Origin of the sequence: Streptomyces sp. NPDC020489, assembly GCF_044386545.1 — a bacterium.
Lineage (GTDB): Bacteria > Actinomycetota > Actinomycetes > Streptomycetales > Streptomycetaceae > Streptomyces.
Window position 1 is genome coordinate 752,360 of sequence record NZ_JBIRUZ010000002.1, and the last position, 22,254, is coordinate 774,613.

Sequence of the window (22,254 nt, forward strand, 5' to 3'; positions counted from 1 at the left end):
ATGAGCCAAGCGACCCTGAACCTGAGCCGAGCCCGCCACTCCCTGGCGCCCTGGGCCCGGATCACCGCCCTCGCGGTGTGCGCGCTGCTGACCCTCGGCCCGGTCATCTGGACCGTCTCCACCTCCCTGCGCACCCCGGCCGAGTCCTTCGACCTGCCCCCGAGGATCATCCCGACGAACCCCACGGCCGAGTCCTACCGGGGGGTGTTCGACCAGATCGACGTCTGGCTGCTGGCCCTCAACTCCACGCTGGTGACCGCGCTGATCGCCGTCGGCCAGATGATCACCGCCGGTCTCGCGGGCTACGCCTTCGCGCGCCTGGAGTTCCGGTTCAAGAAGCCGCTGTTCGGCCTGGTGCTGGCGACCATGATGGTGCCGTTGCAGGTCACCATCGTGCCGGTGTTCCTGGTCCTCAAGTCGATGAGTCTGACCGACACCCTGCTCGGTCTGATCATCCCGGCCTTCCCGACCGCGTTCGGCACCTTCCTGATGCGCCAGTACTTCCTCGGCATGCCCAAGGACCTGGGTGAGGCGGCGATGCTGGACGGCTGCGGGCCCTGGCGGACCTTCCGGTCGGTGTACGCGCCGCTGGCCGCGCCCGGCCTCGCGATCGTCGGCGTGCTGGCCTTCAACTACCACTGGAACGAGTTCTTCCGGCCGCTGATCCTGGAGACCTCGGGCCAGAACTACACCCTGCCGCTGGGCCTGGTCTCGCTCCAGGGCAACCTCGGCACCGGCTCCATCTCGGTGGTGCTGGCCGGTGTCGTGCTCTCCATGCTCCCCGCCGTCGCCGTGTTCCTCGTCGGCCAGCGCCCTCTTCGCGAGGGCATCACCTCCGCAGGAGTCAACCGTTGAGCCACACGCCCAACGCCCCCCGGTTCCGGGTCCGTCCGCCCGCGAACTGGCTCAACGACCCGAACGGGCCGTTCCGTTGGCGGAACCGCTATCACCTGTTCTTCCAGCACAACCCAGAGGCACCGGTCCACGCGAACGTCCACTGGGGCCATGTCTCCAGCCCCGACCTCGCGCACTGGGAACACCATCCGATCGCGCTCGCCCCGACCCCGGGCGGTCCCGACGAGGCGGGCTGCTGGTCAGGGTGCGTGGTCGACGACGACGGCGTGCCGACCGCCGTCTACACCGGCGTCGACCGTCATCACACCGGCGTCGGCTCCATCTGCCTGGCACGTGCCCTGGTGCCGGAGGACGAGACGCTGACCGACTGGCGGCCGTTGCCCGCCCCCGTCGTGACCGGCCCGCCCGCCGGACTGGACGTGGTGATGTTCCGCGACCCGTTCGTCTTCCGCGCCGCCGGCCGCCGTTGGGCCCTGGTCGGCGCGGGCCACGCCGACGGCACCCCCTCGGTGCTCGTCTACGACTGCGAGGACCTGACCGACTGGCGGTTCGCCGGGGTGGTGCTGGACGGCAACGACCCAGTCGCGGTCGACGCGTTCGGGGACAAGGCGGTCGGCTGGGAGTGCCCGCAGCTGTACACGACGGCGAGCGGCGAGTGGGTGCTGGCGGTGTCGCTGTGGGACGGGGACCCGTGCTCCACCGGTTATCTGACGGGCCGTCTCCAACCTTGCGGGGAAGCCGGGTTGCGCTTCGAGGCCCGTGCCGCCGGGCGCCTGGACCAGGGCCGCGACTTCTACGCGCCCGCGGTCCTCCAGGAGCCCGACCGGGCGCTCATGTGGGGCTGGTCGTGGGAGGCCCGGGAGCAGGACGAGGTGGACCGCGCCGGGTGGGCCGGTGTCCTGACGGCGCCACGGGTGGTGGACGTCCATCCCGACGGTGCCCTGCGCGTCGTACCGGCTCCGGAACTCGCGCTGCTGCGGGCGGCCGAACCGTTCGTCACGGCGCCGGGCGGGCCAACCCCGCTGCCGTCGGCGTACGACCTGACCGTCACCGCGGCCGGCCGTACCACGGTGAGTCTGCTGCGGTCCGCCTCCGGCGCCGCACTGACCGTCCTGCTCGACCCGGGGGCGGGCACGGTCACGCTCGACCGGACCGCCTGGACGCGCGCACGGCCCGACGGGTCGGCGCCGATCGTGGTCCGGGCACCGGCCGACGAGGTGCGGATCCTCGTGGACGGTTCACTCCTGGAGCTGTTCGTCGGCGACCGGGCCACGGTCACCGAGCGGGTCTACCCGCTCCCCGACGACGTGCCCGAACTCCTCGTCACCGGGGCCGGGGCCGCGGTCACCGGCTGGGAGCTGGTCCCACCGACGCACGAGTGATCACCTGGCAGGCCAGGCGCCGTACCGTCGCGGACGGCGTCCGGCCGGTGTCGATCGAGTCGAGGACGAGCCGGGCGGCGGCCTCGCCCATCGCCCGGTGCGGCAGCGCGACCGTGGTGAGGGCCGGGGTGAGGTAGGCGGCCATGTGCTCCTGGTCGTCGTAGCCGACCACCGACAGATCCTGTGGGACGGCGAGGCCGAGCCGGGTCGCGGCGTGCAGGACGCCTGCCGCGACCCGGTCGTTGTAGCAGAAGATCCCGGTGGGGCGCCGGTCGGCGGGGACGCCGTCGAGGACGCGCAGCGCGCCCTCGTACCCGCCGGAGATCTCGCCCCCGCTGCGCACCACCCACTCCCTGGGCACGGTGACGCCCTCGGCGCGCAGGGCGTCGCGGAAGCCGCGCAGCCGGTCGACGGAGGCCATGTCGTCCTGACCGCCCACCATGGCGACCCGGCGGTGCCCCTCGTCCAGCAGCAGCCGGGCCGCGGTGCGGCCGCCGGCGCGCTCGGCGGGGACGACGGCGGGCAGCGAGTCGTCCTCGGGCACACAGTTGGCGAGGACCGAATGGGTGCGGTGCAGGCCCTCGGGGACCCGCACCCGGCGCAGGGACATCGCCGCGTAGATGATGCCGTCCACCCGCCGGTCGAGGAGCTCGGCGACCGCCGCGTCCTCCTTGGCCCGGTCACCGCCGGAGTCGACGGTCAGCACCAGGTGCTCGCTGCCCCAGGCGGTGTCCATGGCGCCGCGCAGCAGCCGGCCCGCGAACGGCGAGGAGGCGATCTCGTCGGTGACCAGGCCGATCACGGCCGTACGGCGGCTGCGCAGTCCCCGGGCGACGGGGTCGGGCCGGTAGCCGAGCTGGGCGGCGGCCTGCCGGATGCGCTCCTGGGTGGCGGGCGAGAGGTTGCCCTCGGCGCGTCCGTTGAACACGAAGGAGACCGCGGTGTGGGAGACCCCGGCGAGCCGGGCGACGTCCTTCGACGTGGGGCGCCCGCCCGCGCGCTGCTTCTCCTCGGTGCCGCCCATGCCGTCCGCCGCCCTCATCCCCCGCCCGTCCGCTTGATCACGGCTCAGCCTATCCGTGAGGCTGGGAGGACGACACGGTCAAGGAGAAAGGTCCGGCAGTGATCAGCACCCCGGTACACACGCTCAACGACGGTACGAGGCTCCCCGCGATCGGCCTGGGCACCTGGCCCATGGACGACGCGGAGGCGGAACGGGCGGTGGCCCGGGCCCTGGAGGTGGGCTACCGCCTGGTGGACACGGCCACGAACTACGGCAACGAGGTCGGCGTGGGCCTCGGCGTCACCCGCAGCGGCGTCCCCCGCGAGGAGGTCGTGGTGACGACGAAGCTCCCGGGACGGCACCACGGCTACGAGGAGACCCTCGCCTCCTTCGAGGAGTCCCGCCGCCGCCTCGGCCTGGATTACGTGGACCTGTACCTCATCCACTGGCCGCTGCCCCGCGTGGACCGCTATGTCGACTCCTGGCGGGCCATGATCAAGCTGCGCGAGGAGGGCCTGGTGCGGTCGATCGGCGTCTCCAACTTCACGGTGGAGCACATCGAGCGGCTGGAGAAGGAGACCGGCGTCCTGCCGAGCGTCAACCAGATCGAGCTGCACCCCCTGTTCCCGCAGGACGAGCTGCGCGCCTTCCACACCGCCAAGGGCATCCGCACCGAGAGCTGGAGCCCGCTGGCCCCCGGCACGGACCTGCTGGACGACCCGGTCGTCGCCGGGGTCGCCGAGGCCCACGGGGTGACACCGGGGCAGGTGATCGTGCGCTGGCACACGCAGCTCGGCGCGGTGCCCATCCCGAAGTCCTCGGACCCGGAACGGCAGCGCCTGAACCTGGACGTCTTCGGCTTCACGCTGGACCCGGCCCAGCTGGCGGCCGTCGGCGACCGGGCGCACCGGCGCAGGGGCGGGGACCCGGAGGTGCACGAGGAGTTCTGAGACGGGTCGGAGCCCGCAGGAGGCGCGTCCGGGGCCCTCGGATCTGTTGAATGCGGTTCCAACTCCCCAGCTGTGCCTCTATGTTCGCAGCGGCACGTCCTCGATCGTCCGCCGAAGCGTCCGATCGGCCGCTCAAGCCTCTGGAGGCCCCGTATGCGCACCTCGTTCCGTGTCGGCATCGCCGGGGCGGTGGCCGCGGCCACCGTCCTCACCTGCGGCACCGCTCAGGCGACCCCGCCGGGACCCGGCGTCACCGCGAAGCTCATCAGCCAACGGACCGTGGGTGAGACGGACTACGTCCTGAGAGAGATCACGATCCCGCCGGGTCAGGCGACCGGCTGGCACTACCACGACGGCCCGCTGTACGCCTTCGTCCAGCAGGGCACGCTCAGCCACTTCGACTCCACCTGCGCGTCGGACGGGGTGTACGCCAAGGGCGACTTCGTCCAGGAGCCGGCAGGGTCGGGGAACGTGCACATCGGGCGCAACCTGGGCGACACCCCGCTGGTGCTGGACGTGCTGTACGTGCTGCCGCACGGGGCGCCGTTCTCCGAGGACGCGCCCAACCCGGGGTGCCCGTTCCAGTGATCGGCCCCCCGGGCAGCCAGCGCACTCCGGGGCATCTCAAGGCGCCTCAGGGCAGCGGCTGTTCGGCCCAGATCGTCTTGCCGGCACCGGTCTGTCGGCTGCCCCAGCGCTGCGTGAGCTGGGCAACCAGCAGCAGACCACGCCCTCCTTCGTCGTAGGCGTGGGCGCGGCGCAGGTGCGGTGAGGTCGAACTGCCGTCGGAGACCTCGCAGATGAGGGTGCGGTCCCGGATCAGCCTGAGCTGCACGGGCGGGGCGCCGTAGCGGATGGCGTTGGTGACCAGTTCGCTGACGACGAGCTCGGTGACGAAGGCGGCCTCGTCCAGGCCCCACGCGGTGAGCTGCTCGGTGGCGGCCTGTCGGGCGGCGGCCACGTGGACGGGGTCGGGCGTCACGTCCCAGGTGGCGACGCGGTCCGCGCCGAGCGCGCGGGTGCGGGCCAGCAGGAGGGCCACGTCGTCGCTCGGCTCCTCCGGCAGCACGGCCTTGAGGACCGAGTCGCACAGCGCGTCGAGGCTGCTGGCGCGGGCGGTGAGCGCGCGGCACAGTTCGCCGCTGGCGTGGTCGATGTCGCGGTCGCGGTCCTCGATGAGGCCGTCGGTGTACAGGGCGACGATGGCGCCCTCGGGCACCTCCACCTCGGTGGCCTCGAAGGGCAGCCCGCCGACGCCGAGCGGGGGCCCCGCGTTCATGGGGACGAGCGCGGAGGTGCCGTCGGGCAGAACCAGGACGGCGGGCGGATGTCCGGCGGCGGCGAGGGCGAGGCGGCGCGAGACCGGGTCGTAGACGGCGTAGAGGCAGGTCGCGCCGAGTTCCGCGATGTCGTCGTCGCTGTCGTAGGCCGCCAGGTGGGTGACCAGGTCGTCGAGGTGGGTGAGGAGTTCGTCGGGGGGCAGGTCCACGTCGGCGAGGGTGCGCACGGCCGTGCACAGGCGGCCCATCGTCGCCGAGGAGGTGATGCCGTGTCCGACGACGTCGCCGACGACCAGGGCGACCCTGCTGCCGGAGAGCGGGATGACGTCGAACCAGTCGCCGCCGATGCCCGCGAGGGACCCCGAGGGGAGATAGCGGTGGGCGACCTCGACGGCGGCCTGTCCCGGCAGGCCCCGGGGCAGCAGGCTGTGCTGGAGGGCCAGCGCGGTGGTCCGCTCCCGGGCGAATCGGCGGGAGTTGTCGACGCAGACCGCGGCCCGGCTGGCCAGCTCCTCGGCGAGGGCGACGTCGTCGGGCACGTAGGGGTCGGTGGGGCCGATGCGGACGGCGACGGCGACGCCCAGGGTGATCCCGCGGGCCCGCAGCGGGACCGCCAGCATCGAGTGGGTGCCCTCGCGGTAGGAGCGTCCCTGGGGTGCGCGGGCGTTGCGTTCGCGCACCCAGCGGTCGAAGGAGGGCTCGCCGGCCCGGCTGAGCACGGCCCGGCCCTCGCGCAGGGCCCGGGCGGGCGGGGAGTAGGGCGGGTAGACGTCCAGCGCGCCGAGGTGGACTGCGGCCTCCGGGGTGCCCTCGTGGGCGGAGCCGTGGGCGACGCGGCGCAGGACGACGTCCTGGGACATGGCGCTCGGCGGTTCCTCGCTCCCGAGGACCCATTCGAGGAGGTCGACGCTGGTGAAGTCGGCGAACCGCGGGACCACCAGCGAGACCAGTTCCTCCGCGGTGCGGACCACGTCGAGGGTGGTGCCGATGGCGTCCGCGGCCTCGTTGAGCAGCGCCAGGCGCTGCCGGGCCCAGTGCTGCTCGGTGCTGTCGAACGCGGCCAGGGCCACCCCGACGACGTCGTCGACGCCGTTGCGCACCGGCCACATCTCGATGTTCCAGGCGTGGTAGCGGCTGCCGGACGGGGCGCGGGTGTAGCTCTCGTAGCGCAGGGGCTCGCCGGTCTCGGCGACCCGGCGCAGATGCCAGTGGAAGCCGTGGCTGTGCTCGGCCTCCTCCACGGTCTCGGGGAAGAACCGGCCCAGCAGGGCCTCCTCCGGGACGCCCATCACCTGGCAGGCGGCCTTGTTGAGCCGTAGGTAGCGCTGCCCGGGATCGAAGACCGACATGGACATGGAGGCCTGCTGGAAGGCCTGCCCGGCGAGGGTCGGCTCCGCCCCGCCGGGCTGCTCCGCGGTGATCACGAACCCGCCGGGCGAGCCGTCCGGGCCCAGCACCTCGCACGCCCGCAGCGGGAGGGCGAGCGGGGTGCCGTCCCGGTGCCGCAGGACGACGGTGCCGGTCCGGGCCGCCACGACGTCGGGCGGCGGGTCCTCGGCGAGCAGCTCACGGGCCGCGAGTCCCACGGCCTCCTCGGCCGGGTATCCGGTCAGTCGCCGGGCACCGTCGCTCCACCCCGTCACCGTGCCGTGGACGTCGATGACCGCCGCGGCGGAGGCATGCTCCATATCGTCCAGGATGGTCCCATTACCGCACCGCAACAACCTCGGTACGGCATCCGGGACTCCGCCGTCACGCGCGGTGGGCGCGCAGCGCGGCGAGGGCCCGGTCGGCGTGGGTGTTCATCCGCAGCTCGCTGCGCACGACCTCCAGGACGGTGCGGTCCTCGGCTATGACGAAGGTGACCCGCCGGGTCGGCGCCAGCGAGAAGCCGCGGTTCACGCCGAAACGCTCCCGGATCGTCCCGTCGGCGTCGGACAGCAGCGGCATGCCGAGGGTGTGCTTGCCGGCGAACTCCTGCTGGCGCTCCACGGAGTCGCCGCTGATGCCGACGGGACGGGCGCCGACGGCCGCGAACTCGGCCGCGAGGTCACGGAAGTGGCAGGCCTCGGCGGTGCAGCCGGCCGTCATCGCGGCCGGGTAGAAGAACAGGACGATCGGCCCGTCGGCGAGCAGCGAGGTCAGGCTGCGCGGGGTGCCGGTCTCGTCGGGCAGCTCGAAGTCGTCGATCTTGTCGCCGACGCCGACGCGTGCGCTCATGACCGGCCCTCCGTGTTCCGTGCGACGCTGCGGGCCCACAGGACCAGGGGCACCTGGAGCGGCAGCCGGCCGAACGCGAGGGCCTTCTGCGGGGTGGGGCGGTGGCGCCAGTCCACGGCCATCTTGACGTTGGCGGGGAAGACACCCACGAAGAAGGCGGCGGAGGCCAGCGCGGCGGCCCTGCGGGTGCGCGGCGCCACGAGCCCGGCCGCCAGCGCGAACTCGGCGACGCCGCTGGCGTAGGTCCAGGTCCGGGGCGAGCCCGGCAGGGACCGCGGGATGGTCGCGTCGAACGAGCGGGGCGAGGCGAAGTGGGTGACCCCCACGCCGGCCAGCAGGGCGGCGAGCAGCAGGGGTGAACGTTCGGACCGGGGCACGGTTCCTCCTATGGGGGGCCTGCCGCCGGATATTACTGGACGGTAGATCCGCGAGTGCCTCGCCCCTGCCGGTCGTGCGGGGGCGCTCGTCCGCCCGTCGATCGTTTTTCGTGCGGCTGAGCGCCTTCGGCTCGCCGTACGCCGGAGAGGGCGCCGGCGGCGAGCAGGCGGCCGGCACGGTCGTGCCGCGCGTGCTCACCCCGGTCGCGTCGCATGTGCTCGCCTCGATCGCGTCGCACGTGCTCGCCACGTCCCCGCGGATCGCGCTGTCGCCGCTCATCGCCCTGACCGCGCCGTGGGCTGCCGAGGTGCCGGGGTGCCGACCGGGCGAGAGCCCGGCGCCACGGCTCAGGCGGTGGTCGCCGGGTCCGAGTCGTCGTCGACGGCGTAGGCCAGGAAGTCGTCGACCATGCGGTGGAAGAGGGTGGCGAGTCGGCCCAGCTCCTCGGGCGCCCAGTCGGCCAGAGCCAGTTGCATGCCCCGCACGCCGGCCTCACGGACCCGGTGGACGGCCTCCTGGCCCGCCTCGGTGAGCTCGATGCGCTGGGCGCGCCGGTCGTCGGGGTCGGGGACCCGGGTGACGTAGCCCGACTTGTGCAGCTGCTGCACGGTGCGGGTCACGTGCGAGGCCTCCACGCCCAGCCGGTTGGCCAGCTCCCCCGGGCGCAGGGGCTCGGAGTCGGCGATCTGCCGCAGCAGTGCCACGGCGGCCCGGTCCAGCGGGACCCCGGCCAGGGCCATCAGCCGCTCGTGCTGCCGGGCGCGGGTGCTGAGGTAGGTGATGCGCGTCAGCGCCCGCTCGATCTCCGCCACCTCGGGGGACGCGGGGCCGTCGGGCAGCTCGGGGACTGAGGGAGGGGCCATGCCCGCCACTTTACCCTATCGTTGCGTAACGCAAGTAAAGCGGGGGTGCTTCGGTGGTCCGCGAACCGGGCGGCCCTCGCACCCGACCCCCGAGGGGTTCAGTTCCCGGCGAGCGCCCCCAGCCACTGATGCAGCAGGCCCGACTCGGCGGGCGTGAAGGACGCGGGCGGTTCGGCGCGCAGCCGGGCGGCGAGGGTGGCGGCCGCCACGGGGACGCCGCCCGCCTGCGCGGGGCCCGCCGGCCGGGTCAGGGAGTCGATCACCGCGTCGCGCAGACGGGTCGAGAAGCCCGGGTCCGGGTACTGCTCGGGCCGGGTGAGCATCGACAGGGCCGCCCCCACGTTGGCGGACATGATCACCTGCGTGGCCAGAGCGGGCGGGACGCTCAGCCGGCCGGCCGCCGCGCAGCGTTCGAGGATGGCGTGCAGCAGGTCATGGGCCTCGCGCACGGCGCCGGGCGGGGCCGTCAGCTCGGGCGAGTACATCAGCCGGTAGTGGTGGGGGTGCTCCAGCGCGAACCGCATGTGGTTGTCCCAGCCGTTCTTGACGTCGGCGACGGGGTCCTCGCCGGGCAGGGCGGCCCGCTTGGAGGCGAGGTACTGCTCGAAGCCCCGGTCCACCACGGCGGCCAGCAGCCCTGCCTTGTCGCCGAACAGCCGGTAGAGCATCGGCGCGCCCACTCCGGCCGCCTCGCACACGGCCCGGGTGGAGACATCGGCGGCGGGCGCCACGGCGAGCAGCGCCGCGGCGGCTTCCAGGATCTTTTCCCTCGCGTCCATGCTCCGCACGGTACGCCATCCGTAGCGCTGATACGAGTTGGGAATAGCAACGCTACGAAGCTGTGTTATCGTCGTTACGCGACGTACGTAGCGCCGCTAACAAGGAAACAGCCCACCAGCTCGCAAGGCACACGAGGAGCGGACATGAGCACAGAGCAGCGCGTCGCGATCGTCACCGGAGGATCGCGCGGCATCGGACGCCAGACCGCCCGGCAGCTGGCCGCCGACGGGTTCGCCGTCGTCGTCAACTACGCGGGCGACAAGGACGCGGCCGACGAGGTCGTGCGCGGCATCGAGGCGGCCGGTGGCTCGGCCGTGGCCGCCCGCGCGGACGTCGGCGACGAGACCGAGGTGGCCGCGCTCTTCGACCTCGCGGAGACGACGTACGGCGGGGTGGACGCGGTCGTGCACGCCGCCGGCCGCATGCCCCTGGCTCCGATCGCGGAGCTGGACCTCGACGAGCTCGACGCCCTGTACCGCACCAACATCCGCGGCACCTTCGTCGTCGACCAGCAGGCCGCCCGACGGCTGCGTCCGGGCGGTGCGCTGGTGAACTTCTCCAGCTCCGTCGTCGGCCTGTCCTTCCCCGGCTACGGCGCCTACGCCGCGAGCAAGGGCGCGGTCGAGGCGCTGACACTGATCCTCGCCCGTGAGCTGCGCGGCCGTGACGTGACGGTCAACGCCGTGGCCCCCGGCCCGACCGCGACCGACCTGTTCCTGGACGGCAAGGACGAGGAGACCGTGGCCCGCTTGGCCGCGCAGCCGCCGCTGGAGCGCCTGGGCACGCCGCAGGACATCGCCTCGGTGGTCGCGTTCCTGGTCGGCCCGGCCGGGCACTGGGTCAACGGGCAGGTGCTGCGGGCCAACGGCGGGATCATCTGAGGCGATCGCGCGAGGCCCACCCCGCGCCATACCGACCCCGGCGCCGCACCCACCCCCGGGCCCGGTCACGCCCTCGCGGGCGGCCCCACCCCCGCCCGTACGTGCAGCGCCGTTCAGGCGAAACCGCCCTCACGCGCGCGTGCCGAGGGCGGGGCCCGTCGACACCTCACCCGTGAAGCTCCCCCTGATCCCGCCCATGCTCGCCACCTCCGGCACCCTGCCACCCCCCGCACAGGACGCGCGCTGGGCCTACGAGACCAAGCAGGACGGCCAGCGTGTGGTGGTCTACCTCGCCGGTGACGGCAGCGTGCTGCTGCGCGCCCGCTCCGGGGACGACATCACCGGCGCCTATCCCGAACTGGCGGCGCTGGGCAGCGCACTCGGCTCCCTGCCCGCCGTACTGGACGGCGAGGTGCTGGCGCTCGACGCGCAGGGGCGTGCCGACTTCCAGCTCCTCCAGTCCCGCATGGGGCTGGCCCACTCCCCCGGCAAGGCCGCCCGGAAGGCCGCCGAAGTCCCCGTCCACCTGGTGCTGTTCGACGTGCTGCACCTGGCCGACCGCACCCTGACCGCGCTCCCGTACGTCCGCCGGCGCGACCGGCTCCAGGAACTCGGCCTGGACGGCCCCTACTGGTCGACCCCCGGCGCCCTCGTCGGCCACGGCCGGCAGGCGCTCCAGGCCACCCTCGACCACGGCCTCGAAGGCCTGGTGTGCAAGCGGCTGGACTCGGTGTACGAGCCCGGGGTGCGCTCCCGGGCCTGGATCAAGATCCGGAACATGCGCAGCAAGGACGTCGTCGTCGGCGGCTGGCTGCCCGGCAAGGGGCGGCTCACCGGCCTGCCGGGCGCGGTGCTGGTCGGCCAGCGCGCCGCCGGACGGCTCCGGTACGTCGGCAGCGTGGGCACCGGCTGGAGCGAGACCGAACGCGCCCAGCTCGCCGCGCTCCTGCGCGCCGCCGCCACGGACGCGTGCCCCTTCTCCCCCGCGCCCCCGGTCGCGGGCGCCCACTGGGTCCTGCCCCGACTCGTCGGCGAGGTCCGCTACTCCACCCGCACCCGGGCGGGTCTGCTGCGCCAGCCGTCCTGGCTGCGACTGCGTCCGGACCTCGCGCCGGAGGAGTCGGCGGCCGACCTGCCGGACGACCTCGGCTGAGAACCCGCACAGGATCCAAGGGACCCCAAGGTTCCAACGGCCTTTACCAGAGAGTCGCTTGCACAGTCTTGGCGCGGACATGAAAAAAGGGGAAGCTGAACCTCCCTTTCCCCCACAGCCGTTCGGCTGCGCCCGTACCAGGAGGAGGACGCAGTGTCGTCACCGTCGTTCAAGAGGCACCGCGCGAGATGGTTCACCGGTCTGGCCGGCGCCGCCGCCCTGGTCGTCGCCTTCCCCAGCGTCGCCTTCGCCGCCCCGCCCACCGCCCTGCCGACCAACGCCGAGTCGGCCGAGTACACCTACCAGCCGGCATTCGACTACGACACCGACGGCTGCTACCCGACGCCCGCGATCGGCCCCGACGGGACCGTCAATGCCGGTCTGAAGCCGACCGGTTCGCTCAGCGGCGACTGCCACGACCTCGCGGACCTGAACAACACCAACTCGTACTCGCGCTCCAAGTGCAACAACGGCTGGTGCGCCTATATGTACGGCCTGTACTTCGAGAAGGACCAGGCCGTCGCGGGCAGCAGCATCGGCGGGCACCGGCACGACTGGGAGCACGTCGTGATCTGGGTGCAGAACGGCGCGGTCCAGTACGTCTCGACGTCCAACCACGGCTCGTTCACCATCACGGCCGCCTCCGGCGTCCGCTTCGAGGGCAGCCACGCGAAGGTCGTCTACCACAAGGACGGCATCCGCACCCACTGCTTCCGGCTCGCCAACTCCAACGACGAGCCGCCGGAGAACGCAAAGGGCACCTGGCAGTACCCGCCGCTCGTCGGATGGAACGGCTACCCCTCGGGAGTCCGAGACAAGCTGAGCGCGTACGACTTCGGCAGCGCCAACTTCGGTCTGAAGGACGGCAACTTCACCAACCATCTGGCATCCGCGAAGCCGTCGGGGATCGCCTTCGACCCCAACGCGTGACCCGGTGACCGCATCGGGCGCGAGACCTAGGACCCAGGCACGCACGGGTCTGGGTCCCGCGCCCGATCCCCGCCCCCCGACGGGCGGCATACCGTCCCTGTCATGAACACAAGCGGACACCTGGAAGAGGCCCTCGAACGCGTCCACGCCTTCGGCCCCGAGCGGGAGGGCTGGCTCAGCAACCACGCCCCCATGGTCGTCGAGGCGCTCGCCGCCCACGGACAGGCGAACGCCGTGCACCGCTGGCTGGACCAGTACCGGGACAAGCTGGAGGACTTCCCCGACCGCGTCGCGCCCGTCACGGAGGCCAACTGGCGGGAGGCGCTGGGCGATCCACGCCGTGTCACCGACTGGACCGACCTCTATGCCCGCGCCCTCGCCGAACGCCCGTGGCGAACCGTCCTCGCCGCGTGGTGGCCACGACTGCTGCCCGGCCTGTACGGCGGTGCCACCCACACCGTGATCCGGGTCGGCCACGCCGTCCGCGCCCTGGAGGCCGGCGAGAACGCGCCCCGGGTCACCGAACTCGCGCACGCGCTGGGCTATTGGGCCGCCCGGCACCAGCCGGTGACCGGCCTCACCGCGCTGCCGGGTGCGCCGAGCGCGCGCGAGTCCCTGGACGCCGTGCCCGCTATCGAACCGGGCCACCTGGGCTTCCGGAACCGTCTCGGCGCCGTCCGCCACCTGCCCACATGGGCCGACGACGTGAGCGACCCGGCCACGGCCCGCGCCCGGCTCACCGAGCTCGTCCACGCCGCCACCCACCGCTACGCCACCCACGGCCACGGCGAGCCGACCATGCTCGTCCACGCGGCCACCGCCCCCAACGCCGTCCTGCGCACCCTGGACGCGCTGCCCCGCACCCTGTGGGCGCCGAGCCTGCACGCGGCCTGGAACGCCTCCGCCGCGGTCACCGCGATGTACGGCCCCGCGGACGGGGTCACGTACACGCCACCGGCCCGCCTCACCCCCGAAGAGGTCCTGGAACGCGCCCTGGCCCACGGTGACGAACACGTCATCAAGCTCACCGACACAGCCCTCGACGTCGGTGACGACCTGGCGCTCGCGGCGGCGCTGCGCTCGGTCGAGATGAGCGATCCGCTCGCCGGATAGCGGGTGCCGCGGCGCGAACTCCCGCGCCATCGCTGCCTGGTGCGCACTTCCGGCGGACCCGGCCGCGCTCTCGGGCGCGGGGGTTCCCACTCCTCCGAGCGACGCGCGTGAGGAGAGCGGTACCGGACCGCCGCTCGGTCGCGAGGGTCTATCGTGTCCCGCATGTCCGTGCCCGAGCTGATCCGTATCGTCTCCCGCGACTCGCCCATGGCGCTCGCCCAAGTGGAGCGTGTCCGCGCCGAGTTGGCCGTACTGCACCCGGGTGTGCGCACCGAGGTCGTACCGGTGAGGACGACCGGCGACAAGTGGATGGGCGACCTGTCCAAGGTCGAGGGCAAGGGCGCCTTCACCAAGGAGGTCGACGCCGCGCTGCTGGCCGGACAGGCCGACCTCGCGGTGCACTGCGTCAAGGACGTGCCCGCCGACCGGCCGCTCCCGGCGGGGACCACTTTCGCCGCGTTCCTGAAGCGGGACGACATCCGGGACGCCCTGGTCCACCCGGGCGGGCTCACCCTGGACGAGCTGCCGGCCGGCACCAGGATCGGCACCTCCTCGGTCCGCCGGGTCGCACAACTGGCGGCCACGCATCCCGAGTTGGAGTGCGTGCCGTTCCGCGGCAACGCCAACCGGCGGCTCGCGAAGCTGGCGGCCGGAGAGGCGGACGCGCTGCTGCTCGCGGTGTCCGGCCTGGAACGCATCGGCCGCGAGGACGTGATCAGCGAGGTCCTCTCCCCGGAGACCATGATGCCGCCGATCGGCGCGGGCATCCTGGCGCTCCAGTGCCGCGAGGGCGACACCGAGCTGATCGACGCGGTCAGCGGGCTCGGCGATCCGGACACCCACCGGGAGGCCACGGCGGAGCGGATGTTCCTGCATGTGCTCCAGGGGCACTGCAACAGCCCGATCGCCGGGTACGCGCGCGTGGACCACGGGGGCGAACTGTCGCTGCGGGCCTGTGTGTTCACCCCGGACGGCAAGACCCGCCTGAACGCCCACGAGTGGGCGGGCCGGCTCGACCCGGCCACGCTCGGCACCTCGGTCGCGGTGGCGCTGCTGCGTCAGGGCGCCCGGGAGATCATCGACGGCATCCCGCACTGAGCCCGCGGCCGGCAACGACCGTCAGGCGCTGCCCTCTTCGGCCTGGTCCCGCAGGAAGGTGCTGATCTGGTGGGCCAGGCCGTCCCGTCCGGCGGCGCAGCTCACGGCGCCCTCCTGGAGGCCGATGCCGCCCGCCCACAGCCTGCGGTCGGCCCACTCCTCGTCGACCCGCAGCTGGATCTGCACGTCGACCTGGCTCAGGGACGCCTCCGGGCCCGCCGCGTACAGCACGGCGGTGGCGCGGCGCAGCGGGTAGACGTCGAAGCCCTCGATGAACTGCGAGTTGCGCCAGTCGATGAACGCGGCCTCGCCGTCGGGACCGATCCGGACGTCGATCTGGCCGTCCTCCAGGTGGATGGTGGAGTGCCGGTCGCCGCGGTTCTCGACGGTCACGCGGACGCTGAAGTAGGTGAGGCCCTCGGCGGCGTCGTCCCGGCCGCGTGGCGGCTCGGAGGCTTCCAGCCGGTGGACGCGGACACGCAGACCGGCACGCTCGTCGTACTCCTGCCAGTCCCCGACCACGTTCGGCTCGTACACAATCCACCTCTTGTCCCTCAGAGAGCTGCTTCCTATCTGTGTGCTCAGCGCACTGTCAAATGAGCAGAATGCGCTGTGGCCAGCGGGTTCACCCCCTTTGATCAGTGATCAAGCCGTGCGCAGGAAGAACTCCCCGACACCGGGGGGCGCACCACCCCGCGGGCGTGCCGCACATCACGTCCCGCCCAAGATCAGCGCGCGAGCCGACCCAGCGGTGACGAGGCCGCCACGATGCCGAGCGTGGGGGCGCCGAACAGTACCCCGAAGTCGGGTGCGAGAGGGGCGGGCATGCCGAGAAGGAGGCCGCGCGGGGCGCCGACTTGGCAGCCGGGACGACGACGCCTGCCGAGGGCGCGGGGGTCGCTGCCGACCATTCCCTGGGCAGCGGAGGCAGCCGCCCCCAGGGCAGGTCGAGGTCGCTCACGCACCGCGTGCGGGGGGTGTCGGCGCGTACATCGTTTTGAACGAAATGTCCCGGATTGTTTTGACTCGCGCGCCACCGGGAATGCGCAGCTATGTGCTTCGGACAGGAGGCACGTCCGTGGGAGTCCGTCCCCGGTGTCCTCCGTTCGGATTCCGAGCGCGCCTCCCGTGGTTGTTTCCCATCCCAGCATCCGCTGAGGGAGGTGCGCGCGATGCGCGTCACCACCAGAACCAGGCAGCACCCGCACGACGACGCCCCCGACACCGCGGCGTCCTTCGAACGACTCGCCTCCCTTCCCGACGGCCCGGAACGCAAGGCGCTCCGCGACGAGCTCATAGCGGTCTGGCTGCCGATGTCCGAGCGCATCGCGGTCCGCTTCAAGGGCCGCGGGGAGTCCCTGGAGGACCTCTACCAGGTGGCCGCACTGGGCCTGGTGAAGGCCGTCGACCACTACGATCCCGCGCGCGGTTACGCCTTCGAGGCGTACGCCGTACCGACCGTGACCGGGGAGATCAAGCGGCACTTCCGCGACCATCTGTGGACGCTGCACGTGCCCCGACGGGTGCAGGACCTGCGCAACCGGGTCCGCGCGGCCCTCAAGGAGCTGTCGCAGACGACCCAGGGGCGGGCCCCCACCGTGGCCGAGATCGCCGAGTTCGCCCAGCTCAGCGAGGACGAGGTGCGCAGCGGCATGGAGGCCCTGGAGTGCTTCTCCGCGCTGTCCCTGGAGGCGGAGATGCCCGGCACCGACGGGTACGCGCTCGGCGACGCCATCGGCGGCCCCGACCCGCGCTACGACATCGTGGTGGACCGCGTCGCCGTCGGGCCCTGTCTGCGGGCCCTTCCGGAGCGCGAGCGGACCATCCTCTACCTGCGGTTCTTCCAGGGCATGACGCAGAGCGGCATAGCCGAGGAACTGGGCATCTCGCAGATGCACGTCTCCCGGCTGCTCAGCGGCTGCTTCGCCCAGATCCGTGAGGAACTGCTCGCCGAGGTCCGGTGATGCCGGCGGGTCACTCCGTGGTCGAGCCGGGGATCTGGGTCGGGCCGTGGCGGTCGAGCGCCTCCTCGAGCGCGACCCGGATCTCCGGCGGCATCTGTCCGCTCCGCCCCCAGATCAGGATCAGCTCGGCGACGTTGCGGAGCTTGATGTTGGTGTGCTGGGAGACCTCCTTGAGCACCGCCCAGCCCTCGTCCGGGGTGACGCGTCCGAGCGCGACGACCATGCCGATCGCCTGGTCCACGACGGCATGCGCGGTCACCGCCTCCTTCAGCTGCTCCACTTCCGCCTGGAGCGCGAAGACACGGTCCGTCTCGTCGCCGGGTTCGTCCCGTTCCGTGGTCACCCCACCATCCTCGTCACTCCACCGGCCCAGTGCCACCGGGTGCGTCCCGCTCGTTTCGGTCATGTCCGCCGGGTACTCGACAGGCGCTGGGAACGGTTCCGGTCGGACACTGTCAGCAGACCAGGAGCCGCCGACCGGCGAGATCAGGACGCGACTGCCATGAACCACGACATCAGACGACCCGGTGGTACGACGGACGTCGTCTCCACCCACTCCGTGTTCGGCGCCCCCTGCTGGGTGAGCCTCACCACCCGGGACCAGGAGGCCGCCGAGGCCTTCTACACCGCCGTACTGGGCTGGGAGTGGCGCCCGGCCAGGCTCGGCGACCGGTTCCGGATGGCGGTGGCGGACGGGACCCCGGTGGCCGGGATCGCCGCGGTCGCCACGATGTGGCAGATGGCGGTCGCGTGGACGCCGTACTTCGCCGTGCCCAGCGCCGACGAGGCCGTGGCGCGGGCCCAGGAGCGGGGCGGCACCGCCGCCGTCGGGCCGCTGTCCTTCCCGCCCGGACGGGCGGCACTGCTGGCCGACCGGGACGGGGCGACCTTCGGGATCTGGGAGGGCGAGCTCGTCTCCAACTGGGGCAGCTGGCGCCGCGCCGCCCCCACCTTCATCCGCCTGCACACCCGCGACGCCTTCGACGCGGCCATCTTCTACGGCGAGGTCCTGGACTGGGCCTCCAACCGGCCCGGCTGCTGCGAGGTCCGCTACGAGGGCGGCGAGGTCGTCCTGCGCAGCCAGGGGGACGTCGTGGCCCGGATCGAGTCGGGGGCACTGGGAGCGGCGCCCGATCCCACCATTCGGCCGCACTGGCAGGTGCACTTCGCCGTCTCGGACGTCGGCGCCTGTGCCCTGGCCGCCGAGCAGCACGGCGGGAGCGTCCTGTCCAAGGGCGAGGACGAGGCCGTGCTGCGCGATCCCGACGGGGCCAGGTTCACCGTGACGGCGCGCCGGGCCCGCTGAGCGGGGACGCCGTCTTCGAGGGCCGTGACAGCAGGACCAGGCTGCGCGGCTCGACGCTCAGCACCGACTGCGCCTTGTGCTCCGTCTCGTCCGGGGCGCCCTTCGGCTCGGCGGTGTCGATCAGCGTCGTCCAGCGTTCGCCGTAGTCCGGGTCCGGCAGCCGGAAGTCGACCGGCTCCCAGTAGCTGTTCAGCAGCAGCAGGAAGGAGTCGTCCACCACCGGCCGGCCGCACGGGTCCGGTTCGGCGATGGCGTCACCGTTCAGGAACACGGCGACGGAGTGGGCGTCCGAGCGCAGCCAGTCCTCGTCGGTCATCTCCCGCGCGTCCGGCGCGAACCACACGAGGTCGGGCAGGGGCTGGCCGGCGTGGGTCACGGTCTCGCCGCGGAAGAAGCGCCGACGCCGCAGCACGGGGTGGGCGGCGCGCAGGCCCACGACGTACCGCGTGAAGTCGGCGAGGTCGCGCTGGTCCTCGGTCAGCCGCCAGTCGATCCAGGAGACGTCGTTGTCCTGGCAGTAGGCGTTGTTGTTGCCGCCCTGGGTGCGGCCGAGTTCGTCGCCGTGGCACAGCATCGGGATGCCCTGCGACAGCAGCAGGGTGGCCAGGAAGTTGCGCTGCTGGCGGGCGCGCAGTTCGAGCACGGCGGGGTCGTCGGTCTCGCCCTCCACCCCGCAGTTCCAGGACCGGTTGACGCTCTCGCCGTCGTTGTTGTCCTCGCCGTTGGCCTCGTTGTGCTTGTCGTTGTAGGAGACCAGGTCGCGCAGGGTGAAACCGTCGTGCGCGGTCACGAAGTTGACGCTGGCCCGCGGTCGGCGCCGACTGTGCTGGTACAGGTCGGAGGAGCCGGTCAGCCGGGAGGCGAAGTCGCCGAGGGTGTGCTCGCCGCCGCGCCAGAAGTCCCGCACGGTGTCCCGGTACTTGCCGTTCCACTCCGACCACAGCGGCGGGAAGTTGCCCACCTGGTAGCCGCCCTCGCCGACGTCCCACGGCTCGGCGATCAGCTTGACGCGGCTGATCACCGGGTCCTGCTGGATCAGGTCGAAGAACGCCGACAGCCGGTCCACCTCGTGGAACTGCCGGGCCAGGGTCGCCGCGAGGTCGAAGCGGAAGCCGTCGACATGCATCTCGGTGACCCAGTACCGCAGCGAGTCCATGATGAGCTGGAGCACGTAGGGGTGCCGCATCAGCAGGCTGTTCCCGGTGCCGGTGGTGTCGTAGTAGTGCGCCCAGTCGCCGTCCACCAGCCGGTAGTACGACGCGTTGTCGATGCCCCGGAAGGAGAGGGTGGGCCCCTTCTCGTTGCCCTCGGCGGTGTGGTTGTAGACGACGTCCAGGATCACCTCGAGGCCGGCCGCGTGCAGGGTGCGCACCATCGACTTGAACTCGGTGACCTGCTGACCGCGGGTGCCGTGGGCGGCGTAGTCGTTGTGCGGGGCGAAGAAGCCGATCGTGTTGTAGCCCCAGTAGTTGGACAGTCCGCGCCCGCGCAGCACCCCGTCGTGCACGAACTGGTGCACCGGCATCAGCTCCACCGCGGTCACCCCGAGGGACGTCAGGTGCTCGACGACGGCCGGGTGGGCCAACCCGGCGTACGTGCCGCGGAGTTCGGCCGGCACGTCGGGGTGGGTCTGGCTCATGCCGCGGACGTGGGCCTCGTAGATGACGGTGTCCGCGTAGGGCCGGCGGGGCGGGCGGTCGTCGCCCCAGTCGAAGAACGGGTCGGTGACCACGCCGAGCATGGTGTGTCCGGCGCTGTCGGCGGCGGGGTCGTAGAGCGCGGGATCGTGGTCCACCTGTCCGTCCACGGCCCTGCTGTACGGGTCGAGCAGCAGCTTCGCGGAGTTGCAGCGGTGGCCGAACCCGGGGTCCCAGGGCCCGTGCACCCGGTAGCCGTAACGCTGTCCGGGGCCGATGCCGGGCAGGTAGCAGTGCCATACGAAGCCGTCCACCTCGGCGAGGGGGACGCTGCGGTGGCCGCCGTCGTCGTCGACGAGGACGAGTTCGACGCACTCGGCGACCTCGCTGAAGAGCGCGAAGTTGGTGCCCTGTCCGTCGTAGGAGGCGCCCAACGGGTAGGGGTGCCCGCTCCAGACGGGCACCCCTGCCGTGCGACGGCGTTCCGCGGTCACCGGGCGTCCTCCAGGACGCGGCCGACGACCGGTTCCTCGCGCGGCACTTGCAGCACCTCGCGCTCGCTCGGCACGGGCGCGGTGGGCACCAGCGGGACGCGCTCACCGGCGCGGGCACGCTGCGAGAACCAGATGACCTTGCTGCCGGTCTCCGTGGCGCAGCAGCCCCAGCCGTCGCTCATCGCGGCGATGTGCTCCAGGCAGCCGCGCAGGTCCTGGTCCGGGCGCAGGTCACGGTCGTCGTCGCCGACGGCCGTGATGAGGTGCTGGCCGTTCCACCACATCTCGATCGAGGTGAACTTGTCGGTCGCGTGCTCGTCGATGGCCTTCAGCAGCAACTCGGCACCGCGGCAGACGGGTTCGACCAGGTTGTCGAGGTCCCAGTACCGCAGGTGAGCCGCCAGGATGCGGCTGACCTGATCGACCCGTTCCGGGGTGACGTCCACGTCGAGGTGGTAGTAGCGGGGCACTGCGGTGTTCATCGTCGTTGGCTCCTCACCGGCGAAGCTCTGCCGCTCCTCGCCCCGGCGGGGCGAACGCGCAGCGTGAGCAGTGATCGCTCCTGAGTCACCTCAAGAGTGAGAGTGCTACGCCATTCGTGCAACACGAGCGAGCGGTGGGGCCACCGAGGTGGTTGAAGATCCAACAAGACGCTACGTCGTCACCCGTGCACCATGAGTGAAACTCTCCATGGAAGGTGAACGGCGCCATGCTGCTACCGGCCAAGGCCGAAGTCGCCCGGCAACTTCGGCGTTACCGCGCCTGCGAACGCGTGATGCTCGCCTCCCCCGCCGACCGCGGGGCACGGGCCACCTTCGAGGACGCGGGCTACACCCTGTGCGTACTCATGGGGAAACGCTGCGCGCGCGAGGCAGCCGACGCCGCCGAACGCTATCTGCGGACGAGTCCCGTCACCTATCTGCGCGAGCAGGACGAACAGTTCTGCGCGACCACCGAGGTCCGACGGGGCCCGCCGGTGACGCCGGTGCGTACCCCCGCGGGGAGGTAGACCCTTCCGGCGCAGCTTCGATCCCCGGCCGGGCCACGGGCCCGGCCTCGAGCACGGCGGAGGTGAGACCCATGAGCGCGAACACCACCATCGGCCGCATCCCGGTACGGGACGTTCGGCCGCTCGTCGACGGCGGCAGCAGCCCGGCCAAGGCGGTCCCTGGGGAGACGTTCCAGGTCACGGCCACCGTGTTCCGCGAGGGCCATGACGCGGTCGCCGCCAATGTCGTACTCACGGATCCGGAGGGCCGCCCCGGCCCCTGGACCCCGATGCGTGAACTGGCCCCCGGCTCCGACCGCTGGGGCGCCGACGTCACCCCCGACGCCGTGGGCCGGTGGACGTATCACGTGGAGGCCTGGAGCCACCCGATCGCCACCTGGCGCCACCACGCCGGCATCAAGATCCCGGCCGGCATCGACGTCGGCCTCGTGCTGGAGGAGGGCGCCGACCTGTACCTCCGGGCGGCGGCCGGGGTGCCCGAGGACGCGGGGCGCGACCTGGTCCTGGCCGCCGCGGACGCATTGCGCGACGACCTGCTGGTGGTCTCCGCACGGCTCGCGGGGGCGCTGTCCCCGGAGGTGGAGGCGGTGCTGGCCCGGTATCCGTTGCGGGAGCTGGTGACCGCTTCGGAGGTGTTGCCGCTGCTGGTGGAGCGGGAGCGGGCGCTGGTGGGGGCGTGGTACGAGTTCTTCCCCCGCTCGGAGGGCACGCCGGAGCGTGCGCACGGGACGTTCCGGACGGCGGCGCGGCGGTTCGAGGCGATCGCGGCGATGGGTTTCGACGTGGTGTATCTGCCGCCCATCCATCCGATCGGGACGACGTTTCGCAAGGGGCCGAACAACACGCTGTCGGCGGGTCCGGAGGATCCCGGGGTGCCGTGGGCGATCGGTTCGCCCGAGGGCGGTCATGACGCGGTGCACCCGGATCTGGGCACGATCGAGGACTTCGACTGGTTCGT

At 72.4% G+C, this 22,254-nt stretch carries 23 protein-coding genes; 13 read left to right on the top strand and 10 right to left on the bottom strand.

Annotated features, from left to right (window positions below):
• Together ACH41F_RS07095 and ACH41F_RS07100 are read left to right on the top strand one after the other, a co-directional pair.
• Positions 1–855 (top strand): ABC transporter permease subunit, encoded by an 855-nt coding sequence (locus ACH41F_RS07095; RefSeq protein ID WP_391231920.1) that lies wholly within the window; start codon positions 1–3, stop codon positions 853–855.
• On the top strand, positions 852–2,237 hold the full coding sequence (locus ACH41F_RS07100; RefSeq protein ID WP_398833605.1) for a glycoside hydrolase family 32 protein: 1,386 nt from the start codon (positions 852–854) through the stop codon (positions 2,235–2,237). Before ACH41F_RS07095 ends, ACH41F_RS07100 begins: the two co-directional genes overlap by 4 nt.
• Here the strand turns inward: ACH41F_RS07100 and ACH41F_RS07105 are convergent.
• The gene (locus ACH41F_RS07105) at positions 2,200–3,261 is read right to left on the bottom strand and encodes a LacI family DNA-binding transcriptional regulator (RefSeq protein WP_398833670.1); all 1,062 of its coding nucleotides are present in this window, start codon (positions 3,259–3,261) and stop codon (positions 2,200–2,202) included. The two genes, ACH41F_RS07100 and ACH41F_RS07105, sit on opposite strands and share 38 nt — an antisense overlap.
• A gap of 98 nt (positions 3,262–3,359) precedes the next feature.
• Here ACH41F_RS07105 and ACH41F_RS07110 point away from each other — a divergent pair, with 98 nt between their 5' ends.
• Complete coding sequence (locus tag ACH41F_RS07110) at positions 3,360–4,190, top strand: aldo/keto reductase (protein ID WP_398833607.1); 831 nt, start codon at positions 3,360–3,362, stop codon at positions 4,188–4,190.
• A gap of 153 nt (positions 4,191–4,343) precedes the next feature.
• Positions 4,344–4,778 carry a cupin domain-containing protein gene (locus tag ACH41F_RS07115; RefSeq protein ID WP_391231917.1) on the top strand — a complete coding sequence of 145 codons (435 nt, stop codon included), beginning with the start codon at positions 4,344–4,346 and terminating at the stop codon, positions 4,776–4,778.
• 46 nt (positions 4,779–4,824) lie between these two features.
• Here ACH41F_RS07115 and ACH41F_RS07120 read toward each other — a convergent pair whose 3' ends face one another.
• The 5 genes from ACH41F_RS07120 to ACH41F_RS07140 form a co-directional block, all read right to left on the bottom strand.
• Positions 4,825–7,158: a SpoIIE family protein phosphatase gene (locus ACH41F_RS07120; protein ID WP_398833610.1), complete on the bottom strand. Its 2,334-nt coding sequence runs from the start codon at positions 7,156–7,158 to the stop codon at positions 4,825–4,827.
• Between the two features lie 64 nt (positions 7,159–7,222).
• Entirely contained in the window at positions 7,223–7,690 is a 468-nt protein-coding gene (locus ACH41F_RS07125) for a peroxiredoxin (RefSeq protein WP_398833612.1), read from the bottom strand.
• On the bottom strand, positions 7,687–8,067 hold the full coding sequence (locus ACH41F_RS07130) for a DoxX family protein (protein ID WP_398833614.1): 381 nt from the start codon (positions 8,065–8,067) through the stop codon (positions 7,687–7,689). The genes ACH41F_RS07125 and ACH41F_RS07130 overlap by 4 nt, the downstream gene beginning before the upstream one ends.
• A 348-nt stretch (positions 8,068–8,415) precedes the next feature.
• Positions 8,416–8,931 (bottom strand): MarR family winged helix-turn-helix transcriptional regulator, encoded by a 516-nt coding sequence (locus ACH41F_RS07135; RefSeq protein WP_398833616.1) that lies wholly within the window; start codon positions 8,929–8,931, stop codon positions 8,416–8,418.
• A 98-nt stretch (positions 8,932–9,029) separates the two neighbouring features.
• The gene (locus tag ACH41F_RS07140) at positions 9,030–9,710 is read right to left on the bottom strand and encodes a TetR/AcrR family transcriptional regulator (protein WP_398833618.1); all 681 of its coding nucleotides are present in this window, start codon (positions 9,708–9,710) and stop codon (positions 9,030–9,032) included.
• Between the two features lie 144 nt (positions 9,711–9,854).
• Here ACH41F_RS07140 and ACH41F_RS07145 point away from each other — a divergent pair, with 144 nt between their 5' ends.
• The 5 genes from ACH41F_RS07145 to hemC all read left to right on the top strand — a co-directional run bounded on the left by ACH41F_RS07145 (position 9,855) and on the right by hemC (position 14,886).
• Positions 9,855–10,592, top strand: coding sequence for an SDR family oxidoreductase (locus ACH41F_RS07145; RefSeq protein ID WP_398833620.1), 738 nt, complete (start codon positions 9,855–9,857; stop codon positions 10,590–10,592).
• 172 nt (positions 10,593–10,764) lie between these two features.
• Entirely contained in the window at positions 10,765–11,745 is a 981-nt protein-coding gene (ligD, locus tag ACH41F_RS07150; protein ID WP_398833622.1) for a non-homologous end-joining DNA ligase, read from the top strand.
• Between the two features lie 153 nt (positions 11,746–11,898).
• Entirely contained in the window at positions 11,899–12,675 is a 777-nt protein-coding gene (locus ACH41F_RS07155) for an NPP1 family protein (RefSeq protein ID WP_391231909.1), read from the top strand.
• Positions 12,676–12,777: 102 nt separating this feature from the next.
• Positions 12,778–13,788, top strand: a complete 1,011-nt coding sequence (locus ACH41F_RS07160) for a questin oxidase family protein (RefSeq protein WP_391231908.1) — start codon at positions 12,778–12,780, stop codon at positions 13,786–13,788.
• A gap of 162 nt (positions 13,789–13,950) precedes the next feature.
• Positions 13,951–14,886, top strand: coding sequence for a hydroxymethylbilane synthase (gene hemC, locus ACH41F_RS07165; protein WP_391231907.1), 936 nt, complete (start codon positions 13,951–13,953; stop codon positions 14,884–14,886).
• 21 nt (positions 14,887–14,907) lie between these two features.
• Here hemC and ACH41F_RS07170 read toward each other — a convergent pair whose 3' ends face one another.
• Positions 14,908–15,423 (bottom strand): hypothetical protein, encoded by a 516-nt coding sequence (locus tag ACH41F_RS07170; RefSeq protein ID WP_391231906.1) that lies wholly within the window; start codon positions 15,421–15,423, stop codon positions 14,908–14,910.
• A 635-nt stretch (positions 15,424–16,058) separates the two neighbouring features.
• Between ACH41F_RS07170 and ACH41F_RS07175 the strand changes: the two genes are divergently transcribed.
• Positions 16,059–16,850 (top strand): SigB/SigF/SigG family RNA polymerase sigma factor, encoded by a 792-nt coding sequence (locus ACH41F_RS07175; RefSeq protein ID WP_391231905.1) that lies wholly within the window; start codon positions 16,059–16,061, stop codon positions 16,848–16,850.
• A gap of 10 nt (positions 16,851–16,860) precedes the next feature.
• Here the strand turns inward: ACH41F_RS07175 and ACH41F_RS07180 are convergent, their stop codons facing one another.
• Entirely contained in the window at positions 16,861–17,193 is a 333-nt protein-coding gene (locus ACH41F_RS07180) for an ANTAR domain-containing protein (RefSeq protein WP_391231904.1), read from the bottom strand.
• Between the two features lie 159 nt (positions 17,194–17,352).
• Between ACH41F_RS07180 and ACH41F_RS07185 the strand changes: the two genes are divergently transcribed.
• Complete coding sequence (locus ACH41F_RS07185) at positions 17,353–18,156, top strand: VOC family protein (protein ID WP_391231903.1); 804 nt, start codon at positions 17,353–17,355, stop codon at positions 18,154–18,156.
• Here ACH41F_RS07185 and glgX read toward each other — a convergent pair.
• The gene (gene glgX / locus ACH41F_RS07190; protein ID WP_391232340.1) at positions 18,128–20,257 is read right to left on the bottom strand and encodes a glycogen debranching protein GlgX; all 2,130 of its coding nucleotides are present in this window, start codon (positions 20,255–20,257) and stop codon (positions 18,128–18,130) included. The two genes, ACH41F_RS07185 and glgX, sit on opposite strands and share 29 nt — an antisense overlap.
• A gap of 26 nt (positions 20,258–20,283) precedes the next feature.
• Positions 20,284–20,769 carry a pep a2 gene (locus ACH41F_RS07195; protein ID WP_391231902.1) on the bottom strand — a complete coding sequence of 162 codons (486 nt, stop codon included), beginning with the start codon at positions 20,767–20,769 and terminating at the stop codon, positions 20,284–20,286.
• A gap of 227 nt (positions 20,770–20,996) precedes the next feature.
• On the opposite strand from ACH41F_RS07195, the gene ACH41F_RS07200 reads away from it, so the two are divergent.
• Together ACH41F_RS07200 and ACH41F_RS07205 are read left to right on the top strand one after the other, a co-directional pair.
• The gene (locus ACH41F_RS07200) at positions 20,997–21,296 is read left to right on the top strand and encodes a DUF5133 domain-containing protein (protein ID WP_391231901.1); all 300 of its coding nucleotides are present in this window, start codon (positions 20,997–20,999) and stop codon (positions 21,294–21,296) included.
• 71 nt (positions 21,297–21,367) lie between these two features.
• Positions 21,368–22,254: maltotransferase domain-containing protein (locus ACH41F_RS07205; RefSeq protein ID WP_398833628.1), on the top strand; the 887-nt coding region annotated here is incomplete at its 3' end.

Coding starts and splice junctions, on each gene's coding strand:
- ACH41F_RS07095 (WP_391231920.1), top strand. CDS start 1: ATGAGCCAAGCGACCCTGAACCTGAGCCGAGCCCGCCACTCCCTGGCG.
- ACH41F_RS07105 (WP_398833670.1), bottom strand. CDS start 3,261: ATGGGCGGCACCGAGGAGAAGCAGCGCGCGGGCGGGCGCCCCACGTCG.
- ACH41F_RS07115 (WP_391231917.1), top strand. CDS start 4,344: ATGCGCACCTCGTTCCGTGTCGGCATCGCCGGGGCGGTGGCCGCGGCC.
- ACH41F_RS07120 (WP_398833610.1), bottom strand. CDS start 7,158: ATGGAGCATGCCTCCGCCGCGGCGGTCATCGACGTCCACGGCACGGTG.
- ACH41F_RS07125 (WP_398833612.1), bottom strand. CDS start 7,690: ATGAGCGCACGCGTCGGCGTCGGCGACAAGATCGACGACTTCGAGCTG.
- ACH41F_RS07135 (WP_398833616.1), bottom strand. CDS start 8,931: ATGGCCCCTCCCTCAGTCCCCGAGCTGCCCGACGGCCCCGCGTCCCCC.
- ACH41F_RS07140 (WP_398833618.1), bottom strand. CDS start 9,710: ATGGACGCGAGGGAAAAGATCCTGGAAGCCGCCGCGGCGCTGCTCGCC.
- ACH41F_RS07145 (WP_398833620.1), top strand. CDS start 9,855: ATGAGCACAGAGCAGCGCGTCGCGATCGTCACCGGAGGATCGCGCGGC.
- ACH41F_RS07160 (WP_391231908.1), top strand. CDS start 12,778: ATGAACACAAGCGGACACCTGGAAGAGGCCCTCGAACGCGTCCACGCC.
- hemC (WP_391231907.1), top strand. CDS start 13,951: ATGTCCGTGCCCGAGCTGATCCGTATCGTCTCCCGCGACTCGCCCATG.
- ACH41F_RS07175 (WP_391231905.1), top strand. CDS start 16,059: ATGCGCGTCACCACCAGAACCAGGCAGCACCCGCACGACGACGCCCCC.
- ACH41F_RS07185 (WP_391231903.1), top strand. CDS start 17,353: ATGAACCACGACATCAGACGACCCGGTGGTACGACGGACGTCGTCTCC.
- ACH41F_RS07195 (WP_391231902.1), bottom strand. CDS start 20,769: ATGAACACCGCAGTGCCCCGCTACTACCACCTCGACGTGGACGTCACC.
- ACH41F_RS07200 (WP_391231901.1), top strand. CDS start 20,997: ATGCTGCTACCGGCCAAGGCCGAAGTCGCCCGGCAACTTCGGCGTTAC.